The organism is Streptomyces sp. GQFP (assembly GCF_021545335.1).
In the GTDB taxonomy this organism is placed as follows: Bacteria; Actinomycetota; Actinomycetes; order Streptomycetales; family Streptomycetaceae; genus Streptomyces.
In genome coordinates, this window is sequence record NZ_CP089312.1 from 8,147,350 (window position 1) to 8,161,209 (window position 13,860).

Below are 13,860 nucleotides of genomic sequence, written 5' to 3' on the forward strand. Positions count from 1 at the left end.
GGACCAGCGTGATTGAGAAACTCCAGGCCCACTACGGATTCAGCCGCATGCCCTTCGGCCGCGACCTCGCCCCCGGCATGCTCCACCGCCACGCATCCCACAACGAAGCCGTCGCCCGCATCACCTGGTGCATCTCCGAACGCTCCATCGGCGTCGTCACCGGCGAAGTCGGCGCCGGCAAAACCGTCTCCGTCCGCACCGTCCTCCACGGCATCGACCCCTCGAAACACACCGTGATCTACCTGCCCAACCCCATGATCGGAGTCCGCGGCATCCACGAAGCCATCGTCACCGCCTTCGGCCAGCAGCCCTCTCACCTCGGCTCCCGCCTCACCGCACAGACCGGCCTGGCCCTGGCCGCCGAACGCGAAGAACGCGGCCGCACCCCGTCCTCGTCCTGGACGAAGCCCACCTGCTCTCCTACGAACAGCTCGAAGCCATCCGGATGCTGACCAACACCGCCATGGACCAGGACTCGCCGCTGTCCTGCCTGCTGGTCGGCCAGCCCACCCTGCGCAGAACGATGAAACTCGCCGTCCTGGCCGCCCTCGAACAGCGGACCGCCCTGCGCTACACCATGCCGGGCATGACCGCGAGCGAGACCGGCAGCTACATCAAGCACCACCTCGGCCTGGCCGGCCGCAGCGACCAACTGTTCACCGACGACGCCGTCACCCTCATCCACACCACCTCGCGCGGCTTCCCCCGCGCCGTCAACAACCTCTGCCTGCAATCCCTCGTCGCCACGTTCGCCGCAGGCAAGTCCCTCGTCGACGAAAAAGCCGCACAGTCCGCCGTCACCGAAGTCCTCGACTGAAGCGATCACGGAAACTTCTGACAACGGCCATTGTCAGTGGCTGGCCATACGGTTCCGGCATGACATACGGACTCGTCAGCAAGTTCCCGACCCAACCCGGCAAAGGCGATGACCTGGCTGATTGCCTGCTACGAGCGGCGAAGCTGCTGGAGCGTGACCCCGGCTGCATCCACTACCTCGTCAGCACCTCGGACGAGCCTGACATGGTCTGGGTCCTCGAACTCTGGACCGACAAACCAGCACATGATGCATCTTTGGAGCCCGAGGACATCAGGACGCTTATCCAACAGGCTCGGCCATTGATCGCGGGAATTCCGGAGCAGACGCACCTGACGGTTCACGGCGGCAAGGGCCTTCCCTCCTGATCGCCAGCCCGCGACTGGATCCGGCACCGTGCCGACCCCTGCGACACCTCGCCAACAACCGCCCCGCTGGGACCACCCCAGCGGGGCGTCCTGCTCTTCATCCGTCGGCATCCTGAGTGCCGCGACTGTCGGCATTTTCAGCGTCGCTCAACACCCTGCCCTCGAAGGCGAGCAACCGCAGCAACAGCGGTGTGGGAGTGCCGGGTTGGCGGCGACACCGTCCAGCGCGGAGGAGTAGGAGGCGACCATGTCTCCGTTTCTCCGAACGCTCGTTCGGTGCGCAGTCGCTTCGGACAGCCTGGACGCCGACGCGTCGCTACTCGGCGTCCAGTTGGTGGTCCGCCCAGACGTACGTCTCGGGGAGCAACTCGGTGATGAGGGCCGCTCGGAGGTCGTCTCCCTTGCCGACGATGACCTTGAGCGTCGGGAAGTAGTCCAGGAGCACCTGGCGGCATCGGCCGCACGGCGGGACGACCCCTCGCTCGCGGTCGCCCACCGCGACGATCGTGTCCAGGTCGTACGCCCCCTGGGCCGCCGCCGTGCCGATGACCACCAACTCGGCGCAGGGGCCTCCGGTGAAGTGGTAGGCGTTCACCGCTGTGACGATCCGGCCGTCCCGGGCGCGGGCCGCTGCCGCCATCGTGTGGTTGTCGCCCCGGCAGCGTGTGCGGGCGATGTGCGCCGCGGCCTCGATGAGTTCGTGGTCCACGGGGTGGTGGTGGGTGGTCATCTCTTCCGTTTCTCCTTCTCCTTCTCCTTGGCCACGGCAGCCGAGGACACGAGTGTCGCCGCCGCCAGGCTGCCCCACAGCGCCGTCGCCCCGTGCGGTGCCAGAACCGTGATCACCGCCGGGGACACCGCAAGCCCGAACCCCGTGGAGAGTTCGAAGCGGGCGAGGGTACGGCCCATGACCTGGGCCGGCGCCATCGCCGTGACGAGTGCCGTCGCGCTGCCCGCGTAGATGATCTCGCCGATCGTGCAGAGCACGGAAACGGCGGCGACCGCCGGGGCCGCCCACCCGTGCCCCAGTGAAGTGGCCGCGAGGAAGCCGACGTACGACACCGCGAGCACCACGCCGGAGCCTGCCAGCACCGTCCGCCGGGAGTAGCGGGACAGCAGCACGGTGACCGGGACCTGAAGGGTGACCACCAGCACCGTGTTGGCGACGAAGATGGCCGCCGACCACACCTGGGACGCGTGCAACTGCGTCACCAGCACCAACGGCAGTGCGATCTCAGGGATGTTGAGGCAGAAGACGTACACCACGTTGGCGGCCAGCAGTGCGGGCATACGGGGTGCCGGTGGTCCCGCGATCCTCCTCCCTGCCGGGACGGCGGCCGGACGCACTCGCACCCGGACCGACCACGCCAGCGCCGCCGCCGTGAGATACGCGAGCCCGGTGCCGGCCGCCAGTGCCCGCAGCGCGTCGGCGCCGCCCGCCAGGCTCGCCGTCGCGATGAGCGCGCCCACGCCCAGGCCGGCGTTGCGCAGGGCGCGGCCCGCCGCGAGGGCGGCGTCGCGTTGTCTGCCGTGGGCGATCGTGGCGACGAGGGCCGCGTGGGCGGCCGGCCAGGCCTGGTTGCCGATACCGAGGAAGAGCGCCGCCGCCGCGAACTGCCCGACATGCCCCGCCGGGGTGGCCAGCAGCAGCGCCACGCCCACCACCCGCACCAGCATCGACGCCGCCACGACCGTGCTGCGCGCACCCCGGTCCAGCCAACGGCCCACCAAGGGCATGCACATCAGACCCGCCATGATCCCGGCCGTCATGGCGATGCCGGTGGCCGGCGCGGACAGCCCCAGCACGGTCACCCCGTACAGGAGGAGGAACGGGCGGAGGAGGCCGGTGCCGAGCGCGTCCACCGCGAGGGCGACGGCGTAGCGGGGGCCTCCGGAGGCGCGGACGAGGGCGCGGGGATCGACCTTGGTCGTGGTTGTCGGCATGGCGTCAACAGTGCGTACGGCCGTCCGGTCGGTCATGTCAGTTGACGGACAGCGTCAACTGACGCTGTCCTCGCCCCTTCGGCCAGCGATGATGAATGGATGACGTTGCGCATCGACATCAGCGGAATCAGCGGACCGCCGTCCGAGCGACTGCGGTTCGCCGCCTCCCCGCTGGCCGAACTGACCGCGATGCTCCACGTGCTCGCCGAGCCCGGGCATCATCCGCAGCTCGCCGGGTGGGCCGGGGAGGTCTGGGTCGGCCTGCGGCCCGAACTGGCCGAGCGGCTGCGGGAGGCGGACTTCCTCTGGCGTTCCTCGCAGGCCGACTTCCTGATCCCCGCCCGCCCCCGGCCCATCCTCGCCGAGGAACTGGACGACGTGGACCGCATCGACGACGAGCTGTACGTGACCGCCGCGCTCGTCACCACCTGCGGCAGCAGCCGGGTCCACTTCGGCTCGCCGTCGCCGCTCAGCGACAGGACCGCGCGCGAATGGGCCCTGGACCTCGCCCAGGCCCGCGGCGCACGCCAGGAGGCCTTCGCGGAACGGCTCCTCGCGGACCCGGCCGTCGTACGGGCCTGGGTGCGCGACACCCTCGAGCAGTGCGCCGACGCGTTCTTCGACGCCGCCTGGACGGGCGTCGCCGTACGGCTCGCCACCGATCTGCGCCTCAAGAACGACCTGCTCAAGCGCCAGGGCATCGGGGCCGCGCTCGCGTCGGTCTCCGGCGCCGTCGCCCTCGCCCCCGACGGCGACTGCATCATCGTGGACAAGCTCCAGGACAAGGCGACCGCCGCCCACGGCACCGGGGTCACCTTCATCCCCAGCGTCTTCGGCCGGCCGCACCTGGTGGCGGTCCAGGCGCCCGGCTGGCATCCGGTCGTCCAGTACCCGGTGGCCGAGCCGAGCCCGTCGGCGGAGCCGGTGCCGCTGGAAACGGTCACCCTCCGGCTGGAGGCCCTCGCCCATCCCGTACGGCTGCGGCTGCTGCGCACCCTGGCCCGTGGCCCGCACACCACCGGCGAACTGGCCCACGTCTGGGACCTCACGCCCCCGGAGGTCTCCCGCCACCTCGCCGTCCTGCGCCGCGCGGGCCTGCTCACGGCCCGGCGGCACGGCCGCTACGTCCGGCACACCCTCAACCTGCCCGACCTGACGGCCCTGGGGACCGACCTGCTGGCGGCCGTACTGCGCTGAGCGGCTTCCCTACTCGTCCTGCGCCTCCTCCTCGGCCCGCTTCTCCTGCAGCTTGCGCAGCAGCTCCCGTTTCTGGGCCTGCGGATCCGTGCCGCCGCCCACCTTCTCGCCCCGGCCACCGCCCCGCAGGGCACTGCGGCCCAGGTTGCTGCGGGTGCCGCCGACTCCGAGCATGTTTCCGCTGCCTCGTGCCATGGTGCGTCTCCCTCTGCCGTAGATGAATGACGATACGTATCGTCTCGTCCAACCGGACCCTCTCACCCTGCGGCGAGACGCTCCGTCTTGTCAACCTGATAAATTGCCGACATGGTCCAGAAACCCGCCCCCGACAGGCCCGCCCCCGACTCCACCCGCCGCAGCGAGAAGTCCCGCCGTGCCATCTACGAAGCCGCCCTCGCCCTCATCGGCGAGGTCGGGTACCAGAAGACGACCATCGAGGGCATCGCCGCCCGGGCCGGAGTCGGGAAGCAGACCATCTACCGGTGGTGGTCCTCCAAGGGGGACGTCCTCATGGAGGCCTTCCTGGATCTGAGCGAGCAGGCCGCCGAGGCCGCCGCGCCCGGCCAGGCGTACGTCATCCCCGACACCGGCGACCTGTCCGCCGACCTCAAGGCCGTCCTGCGCCTCACGGTCGACCAACTGCTCGACCCCGTGTTCGCGGTCCCCTCCCGAGGCCTCGCCGCCGAAGGCCTCGTCAACGAGGAACTCGGCCGCAGATACGTCGCCAAGCTGCTCGAACCCTCCCTCCAGCTCTACGTCGACCGCCTGCGCGCCGCCCAGGAAGCCGGGCAGGTGAGGGCCGACATCGACCCCCGTATCGCCCTCGAACTCTTCGTTTCCCCGCTCGCCCAGCGCTGGCTCCAGTACACCGGGCCGATCTCGTACGAGTACACGGACACCCTCGTCGACTACGCCCTCCACGGAATCGCCTCGCCCAGTGCCAAGTAGGCCCAGGATGGCCGAAAACGGCAGGTGCTAAATCCTGTCAATCGACCGGAAAACGGCCGATCCCACCTCCCGTACGCCTCGTCCCACCCACCCCGGATGTCGGCTCCGGCCTCCCGCAGCGCAGGATGGTGGGACCATGGAGCAGGCTGTCCGCACAACAGCGAGGCGAGGCGATACATGAGCGCGGAGTTCGGCGGTCGTACGACGGGCCGGCAGGGCAGGATCTCCCAGTGGCTGCGTGGACGCCGAGCGGATGCCCACGAGGCCGCCGCCGGCGCCGAGCGCGGGCGCCGTGAGGAGCTGCTGCTCGCCGCCGCCCGTGCGGGACTGCCCCTCGCGCCCGCCGCGCACCCCTCCGCCTACCGATGCTCGTGCGACCGCGTCGGCTGTCCGACGCCCGCCCGGCACCCGATCTCCTTCGCCTGGCAGACGCAGTCCACCACCGACCGTGCCCAGATCGAGCGCTGGGCCCGGCATCAGCCGCAGGCCAACTTCATCACCGCGACCGGCATAGTCCACGACGTGCTCGACGTGCCCCTCGAAGCGGGGCGCGAGGCGCTGGAGCGGCTCCTCGGGGCCGGTATCGAGGTCGGACCCGTCGCCGAGAGCGACGACGGCCGGCTGCTGTTCTTCACGCTCACCCGTGGCACCCCGGACGACGAGGACGAGTGGTGGCCCTGCGAGTTGGACTGCCACCCCGAGACCGCGGACGAGCATCCGGGCCTGCGCTGGCACTGCCGGGGCTCCTATGTCCTCGTACCGCCCGCCCGGTTGCCCGGTGACCAGGGCGTGTACTGGGTACGCGGACCGGAGTTCGCCCTCCCCGACCCGCTGAGCCTTCTCGAAGTCCTCACCGACGCCTGCGCCCGGTACGCCGGCGAGGAGCCCGACCACGACCACGCCGCCACGGCCTGGCCCTCCCGAGGCTGAACCCCCGCCACAACAGCCGGAGTTACTCTCCCTGCGCCGCCGTCAGACCCTGGATGCGGCTCAGGAACTCCACACCCTGGCCCGCGGCACCCTTGCCCGGGTCGAGGACCGCCTGGTTCGACACGAACTCCAGGGTCAGCGACTGCTTGATCTCACCCGTCGTCAGCGCCAGCACACTGTCGCTCGGCTCCGGGATCGACGTACCCAGCGCGGCCGTCTGCTTCTCGTAGTGGTGCGTGGCGAAGAAGACCAGGGCGCCACCGTCCGCCGTACGCAGGCCCAGCGGGGCGAAGTCGTCCTTGCTCAGCGGCTCGTCGATGTACTGCGTGACGAGGCCGGGCTTGATCGCGCTCTTCTTGCGCTGCTCCACCCAGCCGCTCGTGTGCACCCCGGGCGCGAAGACGTCGCCGGTGCCGTCCTTCAGGTAGGTCGCGTAGTCCGCGCTCAAGTCCTTGGGCGCGACGGCCAGTTCGGCCGAGTTCGCCGTCACCGGCTCCGCGAGACCGTCCTTGTCCGTCTTGAACGCCGGTACGTCGCCCGGGGCGAGCAGCGTCAGATACGCCACCGCCCACGGCTCGGCCACGTTGCTGCGCGTGAACACCAGCAGCCAGCGCGAGTCGTTGCCCTTGTTGGCGTCGGCGTCCGCGACGAACCAGCGCGGCCAGCCCGCCTTCTTCGGGATCGCGAACTTCGTGTCCGTGAACTCCAGCGGCACGTACGACGGGTTGCCGGCCGGGTTGTTCTCGCGGCCCGCGTTCAGCCGGGCCGCGTCGATCGCGCCGAGGGCGCCGGTGACGTAGTCGGCGTCCAGGGCACGGTCGTTCGCCTTGTCCGCCTTGTTGTACGCGGCCGTGAAGTCCTTCAGCGCCTCGGCCGCCTCCGCCCGGGTCGCCGCCGGGACCACCTCGCGCTCGCCGTGCACCACGACACAGCCGCTCGCGGCCAGCGACAACACGGTCACCGAGGCCGCTACGAGGGCACTCCGGTCAAGACGGACTCGCCGTGTCCTTCGTGGTGTCCGAGGGGTGCGACCCCTGCTCAACCTGCTCATCAGCTGGCTTCACCTTCCCCTTCCCGGAGGCGAACCCTACCGGGGCGAGGAACAGCGCGAGCGTCGGGATCAGGTACAGCGCCCACACCGTGACCTGGAGGACGGTCGGGTCCGGCTGGAAGTTGAGGACGCCCTTGAGGAGCGTGCCGTACCAGCTGTCCGGCGGGATCGTGTCACTGATGTCGAAGGCCTTGTTGTTCAACCCCGGCAGCCAGTCGGCCTCCTGGAGGTCGTGGAAGCCGTACGCCAGGACGCCCGCCGCGACCACGACCAGCATGCCGCCGGTCCACGTGAAGAACTTCGACAGGTTGATGCGCAGGGCGCCCCGGTAGAAGAGGTAGCCGAGCACGACCGCCGTCGCGATGCCCAACAGCACGCCGATCAGGGGCCCTTCGGTGCCGTCGCTGGACGCCCGTACCGACGCCCACACGAACAGCGCGGTCTCCAGGCCCTCCCGGCCCACCGCCAGGAACGCGGTCGCGACCAGCGCGCCCGTGCCCATCTGGAGCGCCGCGTCCAGCCTGCCGTGCAGATCGGCCTTGAGATGACGGGCCGTACGCCGCATCCAGAAGACCATCCACGTCACCAGGCACACGGCGACGATCGACAGTGAGCCGCCGAGCGCCTCCTGGGCCTCGAACGTCAGCTCCTGGGAGCCGAATTCGAGCACGCAGCCGAAGGCGAGGGCCAGTGTGACGGCGACCCCGATGCCGATCCAGATCGGCTTGAGGGCGTCCCTGCGGTCCGTCTTCACCAGATAGGCGATGAGGATGCAGACGACGAGGCTTGCTTCCAGCCCTTCGCGCAGGCCGATGAGATAGTTCGCGAACACGGCGCCTACGCCTCCTCAGTGAACAGTGCGCGGCCCCACCAGTCGTCCTTGTCCCGGACGCCCGGGGGGATCGCGAAGACCGCCGAACCCACGTGCTGGATGTACTCGTTGAGCGCGTCGGTCGCGAGATTGCGCTGCACGGGGATGAACCCCTTGCGGACGTCCCGCTGGTACGCGAGGAAGAACAGGCCCGCCTCAAGCCGGCCGAGACCGTCCGTGCCGTCCGTGAAGGAGTAGCCGCGGCGCAGCAGGGTCGCCCCGTGGTTGGAGTCGGGGTGCGCGAGGCGGACGTGCGCGTCGGGCAGCATCGCCTTGAGGAACGGCTTGTCGCGCTCCTTCGCCTTGCCGACCGGGGCGCCCTCGCCCTTGTCGCGGCCGATGATGTCCTCCTGCTCCTGCAGGGAGGTCCGGTCCCAGGGCTCGATGTGCATCCGGATGCGCCGGGCGACGAGATACGAACCCCCGTCCATCCAGGCCGAGTTGTCATCGACATCCGTACCGTCCACCCACACGAACTTCTTCAGCCGGGCCGTCTCGGTGCCCGCGATGTTGCGGGTGCCGTCCTTGAAGCCGAGCAGGTTGCGCGGGGTCTGTGCCTCGGGGGTGGTGGAGGACGTCTTCCCGAAGCCGAGCTGCGACCAGCGAACCGAGACCTTGCCGAAGCCGATCCGGGCCAGGTTGCGGATCGCGTGCACGGCGACCTGCGGATCGTCCGAGCACGCCTGCACGCACACATCGCCGCCGCTGCGGTTCTTGTCGAGGTTGTCCCCGGGGAACTGCGGCAGATCGACGAGCGCTTCAGGCCGCCGCTCGGCCAGCCCGAACTTCTCGAACAGGCCGGGCCCGAACCCGACCGTCAGCGTCAGCCGCGACGGCTTCAGCCCCAGCGCCTCCCCGGTGTCGTCCGGCGGAGCCACGGCCAGCCCTCCGTACGCGCCCTCGCCGACCGTCTGCCCGGCGGTCATCCGCCGGGCCGCGGCCGTCCAGTCCTTGAGCATCTGGACGAACTCGGCGCGGTCGTCGGTCTCCACGTCGAACGCGGCGAAGTGCAGCCGGTCCTGCACCGGCGTCGCGATCCCCGCCTGGTGGCCGCCGTGGAAGTCGATCGCGCCGCCCGTCTCGGCGGCGACCGTCTGCACGTCGTCGCCGCCACGGGTCACCGCCACGGCCCCGCCGACCGCGGCGGCCCCGAGCGCGAGCCCGGCCCCGCCCCAGCCGATGAGCGCCCGCCGCGAGGTACTGCCCGCGGGGGTCTCGGGTGTCTCCGTCATCACAGTTCCTCGCTCACTTCTACTTCACGACGGCGGCGGCGAGCTTGGACAGCGGCTCGGCGAGCGCGTTCACCGCGTCGGAGAGCTCCTTGCGCTGGGCGTCGCTGACCTTGTCGTACGAGGTGAAGTCGTACGAGTTCTTGTCCGCGCGGTACTTGTCGAGCAGCGTGTTCAGGGCGGCGAACTGCTTGTCCAGCTCCGTGACCAGCGCCGCGTCGTTCTCCTTCGCGACCGTCTTCAGCAGCTCGTACGACTTCTCCGCGCCCTCGACATTGGCCTTGAAGTCGACGAGGTCGGTGTGCGAGTAGCGCTCCTCCTCGCCGGTGACCTTGCCGGTGGCGACCTCGTCGAGGAGTTCCTTGGCGCCGTTGGCCATGGAGGTCGGGGTGATCTCGGCCTTGCCGACGCGCTTCTGCCAGTCGGTCAGGTCGGTGATCAGCTGGTCGGCGAGGGTCTTGTCCGCGTCGGTGATCTTCTTGTCCTGCCAGAGGGACTTCTCCAGCCGGTGCCAGCCCGTGAACTCCTGCCCGGCCTCCAGACCGTCGGCGCGGACGTCGACCTTGGGGTCGATGTCACCGAAGGACTCGGCGACCGGCTCGGTGCGCTCCCAGCCGATGCGCGAGGGCGCGTACGCCTTCTTCGCGGCCTCGATGTCGCCGGCCTTGACCGCCTTGGCGAAGACCTCGGCGAGCGGCACCGTGGCGTCGGCCTGCTCCTGCGCGTACTTGCGGTAGGCGGCGACGGCCGCGTCCAGACGAGGGTCGCGCTTGGCGACCGTACCGCCGGTGGCCTTGACGGCCTGACGGATGCCGTCGCCCTTCATACCGGGCTTGCAGGCGATCGTGTAGTCGCCGGCCTTCACCTCGGCGGTGACCTTCTGCTTGGTGCCGGGGCCGATGTTCTCGCGTTCGGTGACGATCCGGTCGTCCGGGAAGAGGACGTAGACCTCGGTGACCTTGGAACCCTTGTTCTCGATGTCCAGCTCGACGTGCCCGGCCGGGAACTCCTTCTTCGACACCTCGCACTTGTCGTCCGTCGCGGTGACGCTGATGACCCGGTCGCCGTCGCTCCCGGAGCTGCCCTTCTCCGTGCAGCCGGTGACGGCGGCCAGCGCCGCCGCGGTGGCGGCTGCGGTGACGACGGAGAGTCTGACGGCACGCATACGGGCTCCTGGGTGAAGGTGAGTGGCGAGAAATCGACGTGTCCGGACTCACAAAAGTTGGTGAGGCGGCCCTAACTTACCTAAGGCTTGCCTCAGTGATACCCGGACATTCGGTGATTCAGCTCTCACAGGCGCCGTAAGGGCACGCTCCGATCACGGCAACCCAATCGCTCACCAAAGGGGACGTAAAGAAGGCCCCATTCACAGGCAATGCACAGGTCAAGAATCCCGGACCGGCGAGATCAGGACAGCTCCGGTACGCGGATGCGGAAACACCTCGATGGCCTGCCGGTACACGTCCGACAGCAACCGCTCCTCGAAGACCACCTCGGGCGTCCCGTCGGCCACCACCCGCCCGGCGCTCAGGATCGCCACCCGGTGCGCGTAGGCCGCCGCGAGTCCCAGATCGTGCAGTACGACCACCACGGCGTCCCCGGCCCGCGCCCGCTCCCGGCACACCCGCAGCACCAGCTCCTGGTGCCGCAGGTCCAGCGCGGCCGTCGGCTCGTCGAGCAGCAGCAGCGGCGCCCGCTGGGCGAGCACCCGGGCCAGCGCGACCCGGGCCCGCTCACCCCCGCTCAGCGCGGAGAACGGCCGCACGGCGAACCCGGCCACCTCGGCGGCCCCCATCGCCTCACCCACGGCCACATCGTCCTCGTCCTCCCGCTCGGTCCCGGCCCAGGGCGCCCGCCCCATCCGAACGACCTCTTCCACACTGAACGGAAAGGAGAGCGAGGCGGCTTGAGGCAACACGGCCCGCCGCAGGGCGAGTTCGGCGGCCTGCCACTCACCGGCAGGCCGCCCATGAATCCGTACGACCCCTGCGGCGGCCGGCAGATCGGCGGCGAGCGCACCCAACAGGGTGGACTTCCCGGCCCCATTGGGCCCGACGAGTGCCAACACCTCCCCGGCCCGGGCAACCACATCAACCCCCTGAAGCACCTCACGGGCGCCAAGGCGAACATGCAGCCCTTCGACTTCGGCGAGAACGTCCCCTGGTTCGGCGGGGGGAGGAGGGGAGGGACGAGAACGGAGGAGTCTCACGTGAAGCTTCCTAGAGGTCGAGTTGGAGACTTACCCAGGGGCGCGGGGAACTGCGCGACAAGTCCCCACCGGCCGCCAGCCGACAAACAACCCTTCAAGCCCACCCCCCTTGCCGACGCCGAGTCCTCCGAAGCAACCAGAAGAAGAACGGGCTACCGAGCAGCGCCGTCAGTACCCCGAGCGGAAGCTCGGCGGGGGCGGCAACCGTCCGGGCCGCCAAGTCGGCGGCCAGCAAAACCACCGCACCCCCAAGCGCACTGCCCGGCACAAGGAACCGATGCCCCGGCCCCGCAGCCATCCGCAGCAGATGCGGAATCACCAGTCCGACGAACCCGATGATCCCCGAGACGCCGACGGCCGCCGCCGTCAGCAGCGCGATCACCAGAATCAGCACGACCCGCATCCGTTCCACATCCACGCCCAAGTGCCGCGCAGGCCGCTCACCGAGGGCCAGAAGGTCCAGCCGACGCGTATAAAGGGGCGCGATCAACAGCCCAACCACCGCAAACGGCAACACCGCCAGCACCTTCGACCAGGTCGCCTGCGCAAGCGACCCGAGCTGCCAGAACGTGATCTGGTTGACCGCAGCCGTGTCCGCGAAGAACAGAAACAGCCCGATCAACGCCCCCGCGAACGCGTTCACGGCGATCCCGGTGAGGATCAGAGTCACGACCTCCGTACGACCACCGGCGCGAGACATCGAATACACCAGCAACACAGTCCCGAGCCCCGTCACGAACGCGACAGTCGGAATCGTCACCGTGCCAAGGAAGTTGAGGCCGAGCGAGATCGCCCCCACCGCACCGACCGCCGCCCCGGACGAGACGCCGATAATGCTCGGCTCGGCAAGCGGATTGCTGAACATCCCCTGCATCAACGCCCCCGCACACCCCAACGAGGCCCCCACGAGCAGCGCGAGCACGATACGAGGGAAACGGACGTTCCACAGAACAGACTCGGGAACACGCTCCAACTCGGCCCCACCGAGCCCGACTTTGTGCAGCACCGAGCCCAACACATCACCCGTGGGGATCGGATACGCCCCGAGCCCGGCGGCGACCGGAACGAGCACGAGCAGCGCGACGACGAGTCCGACGGTCAGCAGCCAGGTGCCGCCACGCACCCGGCGTACGGGCGAGGCCTCCTCAGCGGCATCAACCACCTTGTCCAGCAAGGTCATTGCGCATCTCCGTCGCTGTCGGCGTACAGCTGGGCCACGATCGACTTCAGCACCTGGTCCGTACGCGGCCCGTAGTTGAGGAGCACGCCGTCCTCGATCGACACGACCCGGCGCTCCATCCCGGCCGGCGTCTGCGCGACACCGGGAATCTCGACCATCCCGTCGATCCCGCCGACGGACTCAAGTCCCTTGGTCATGACGAGAATCGCGTCAGGCGCGGCCTGCGCCAACGCCTCCGTCGTAATCGCCGTGAAGTCCTTTTCGAGCCCCGAGTCCGCGCCCGCGTCGACGGCACCCGCGGCCTCCAGGAGCGAGGTCGCCCCGGAGTCCTTGCCGCCGATGAGATAGACGGAGGCGGAGCCACGCAGATAGAGAAAGGCGACGCGAGGCTTCTCGCTCCCCTCCGAAGACTTCGGAATCCCCTTGCGTACGGCGGCGATCCGGTCCTCGGAGCGCTTGGTCAGCTCCTTCCCGGCGGCCGGTACGCCGAGCGCGTCGGCGACCGCCTGGATGCGCGGGCCGACGTCGCCGAGGTCCTTCGCCGGGTCGATGACGAGGACCGGGACACCGGCGTCGCGGATCTGGCCGATGGCCTCCTCGGGGCCGGTGGTCGTCTCGGCGAGGACCAGGTCGGGCTTGAGGGAGAGCACGCTCTCGGCGGAGACGTCGTGGTTGCGGGTGACGATCGGCAGCTTCTCCGCCTGGGCGAAGGTGGCGGTGATGTCCCGGGCGACGACCCGGTCGCCGAGCCCGAGCGTGAACACGATCTCGCTGAGGCTGCCGGAGAGGGGCACGATCCGCTCGGCGGCCTCGACGGTCACCTTCGCCCCGTCGGACGACCGTACGGTGACGGGGAGTTGGGGTTCGGCAGGGTTCGCGAGGGGTTCCACGCGATCCGCGGCGGCGGCACTCGCGGCGGCCTTGGCCGTGCCCTGCGGACTGTCCTGCCCCGAGCCCTGGGCGCCGGCGCAGCCGGTCGCCGTGAGGGCGAGCGCGGACAGTAGTGCTCCCGCCAATCGCGTACGCAAGCGTCCCACGGTGCCATCCGTTTCTCTTGGAGCGTCTCGGATCGACTTGGATCGACTCGGATTCTCTCGGCCCTCTTACGCTTCCGCTGGC

16 protein-coding genes are annotated in these 13,860 nt (G+C 69.8%); 6 read left to right on the plus strand and 10 right to left on the minus strand.

What is annotated here, in order from left to right:
• The first annotated feature begins 8 nt into the window (after window positions 1-8).
• Genes LUX31_RS37600 through LUX31_RS36710 form a run of 3 tightly spaced genes read left to right on the plus strand, consistent with a single transcriptional unit; the run spans window position 9 to window position 1,182 of the window.
• On the plus strand, window positions 9-452 hold the full coding sequence (locus tag LUX31_RS37600) for an AAA family ATPase (protein ID WP_268828246.1): 444 nt from the start codon (window positions 9-11) through the stop codon (window positions 450-452).
• Window positions 413-817: an ExeA family protein gene (locus LUX31_RS37605; protein ID WP_268828275.1), complete on the plus strand. Its 405-nt coding sequence runs from the start codon at window positions 413-415 to the stop codon at window positions 815-817. Before LUX31_RS37600 ends, LUX31_RS37605 begins: the two co-directional genes overlap by 40 nt.
• 59 nt (window positions 818-876) lie before the next feature.
• Window positions 877-1,182 (plus strand): putative quinol monooxygenase, encoded by a 306-nt coding sequence (locus LUX31_RS36710; protein ID WP_235479617.1) that lies wholly within the window; start codon window positions 877-879, stop codon window positions 1,180-1,182.
• A 316-nt stretch (window positions 1,183-1,498) separates the two neighbouring features.
• Here LUX31_RS36710 and LUX31_RS36715 read toward each other — a convergent pair whose 3' ends face one another.
• Both LUX31_RS36715 and LUX31_RS36720 read right to left on the minus strand, forming a co-directional pair.
• Window positions 1,499-1,912 carry a cytidine deaminase gene (locus LUX31_RS36715; RefSeq protein ID WP_235479618.1) on the minus strand — a complete coding sequence of 138 codons (414 nt, stop codon included), beginning with the start codon at window positions 1,910-1,912 and terminating at the stop codon, window positions 1,499-1,501.
• Window positions 1,909-3,126 carry an MFS transporter gene (locus LUX31_RS36720; protein WP_235479619.1) on the minus strand — a complete coding sequence of 406 codons (1,218 nt, stop codon included), beginning with the start codon at window positions 3,124-3,126 and terminating at the stop codon, window positions 1,909-1,911. Before LUX31_RS36720 ends, LUX31_RS36715 begins: the two co-directional genes overlap by 4 nt.
• A gap of 99 nt (window positions 3,127-3,225) precedes the next feature.
• On the opposite strand from LUX31_RS36720, the gene LUX31_RS36725 reads away from it, so the two are divergent.
• Entirely contained in the window at window positions 3,226-4,323 is a 1,098-nt protein-coding gene (locus LUX31_RS36725; protein ID WP_235479620.1) for a helix-turn-helix domain-containing protein, read from the plus strand.
• Window positions 4,324-4,332: 9 nt separating this feature from the next.
• Here the strand turns inward: LUX31_RS36725 and LUX31_RS36730 are convergent, their stop codons facing one another.
• On the minus strand, window positions 4,333-4,518 hold the full coding sequence (locus tag LUX31_RS36730; protein ID WP_235479621.1) for a DUF6243 family protein: 186 nt from the start codon (window positions 4,516-4,518) through the stop codon (window positions 4,333-4,335).
• Between the two features lie 111 nt (window positions 4,519-4,629).
• On the opposite strand from LUX31_RS36730, the gene LUX31_RS36735 reads away from it, so the two are divergent.
• Together LUX31_RS36735 and LUX31_RS36740 are read left to right on the plus strand one after the other, a co-directional pair.
• Window positions 4,630-5,271, plus strand: a complete 642-nt coding sequence (locus LUX31_RS36735) for a TetR/AcrR family transcriptional regulator (RefSeq protein ID WP_235479622.1) — start codon at window positions 4,630-4,632, stop codon at window positions 5,269-5,271.
• A 177-nt stretch (window positions 5,272-5,448) separates the two neighbouring features.
• Window positions 5,449-6,201, plus strand: coding sequence for a bifunctional DNA primase/polymerase (locus tag LUX31_RS36740; protein ID WP_235479623.1), 753 nt, complete (start codon window positions 5,449-5,451; stop codon window positions 6,199-6,201).
• Between the two features lie 22 nt (window positions 6,202-6,223).
• Here the strand turns inward: LUX31_RS36740 and LUX31_RS36745 are convergent, their stop codons facing one another.
• The 7 genes from LUX31_RS36745 to LUX31_RS36775 all read right to left on the minus strand — a co-directional run bounded on the left by LUX31_RS36745 (window position 6,224) and on the right by LUX31_RS36775 (window position 13,769).
• On the minus strand, window positions 6,224-7,243 hold the full coding sequence (locus LUX31_RS36745; RefSeq protein ID WP_235480190.1) for a hypothetical protein: 1,020 nt from the start codon (window positions 7,241-7,243) through the stop codon (window positions 6,224-6,226).
• The gene (efeU, locus tag LUX31_RS36750) at window positions 7,188-8,084 is read right to left on the minus strand and encodes an iron uptake transporter permease EfeU (RefSeq protein WP_235479624.1); all 897 of its coding nucleotides are present in this window, start codon (window positions 8,082-8,084) and stop codon (window positions 7,188-7,190) included. The genes LUX31_RS36745 and efeU overlap by 56 nt, the downstream gene beginning before the upstream one ends.
• 5 nt (window positions 8,085-8,089) lie before the next feature.
• On the minus strand, window positions 8,090-9,355 hold the full coding sequence (gene efeB / locus LUX31_RS36755; RefSeq protein WP_235479625.1) for an iron uptake transporter deferrochelatase/peroxidase subunit: 1,266 nt from the start codon (window positions 9,353-9,355) through the stop codon (window positions 8,090-8,092).
• Window positions 9,356-9,374: 19 nt separating this feature from the next.
• Complete coding sequence (gene efeO, locus LUX31_RS36760) at window positions 9,375-10,517, minus strand: iron uptake system protein EfeO (RefSeq protein WP_235479626.1); 1,143 nt, start codon at window positions 10,515-10,517, stop codon at window positions 9,375-9,377.
• A gap of 219 nt (window positions 10,518-10,736) precedes the next feature.
• The gene (locus tag LUX31_RS36765) at window positions 10,737-11,561 is read right to left on the minus strand and encodes a heme ABC transporter ATP-binding protein (protein WP_235479627.1); all 825 of its coding nucleotides are present in this window, start codon (window positions 11,559-11,561) and stop codon (window positions 10,737-10,739) included.
• Between the two features lie 94 nt (window positions 11,562-11,655).
• Entirely contained in the window at window positions 11,656-12,741 is a 1,086-nt protein-coding gene (locus LUX31_RS36770; RefSeq protein ID WP_235479628.1) for a FecCD family ABC transporter permease, read from the minus strand.
• The gene (locus tag LUX31_RS36775) at window positions 12,738-13,769 is read right to left on the minus strand and encodes a heme/hemin ABC transporter substrate-binding protein (protein WP_443046035.1); all 1,032 of its coding nucleotides are present in this window, start codon (window positions 13,767-13,769) and stop codon (window positions 12,738-12,740) included. The genes LUX31_RS36770 and LUX31_RS36775 overlap by 4 nt, the downstream gene beginning before the upstream one ends.
• Between the last annotated feature and the right edge of the window lie 91 nt (window positions 13,770-13,860).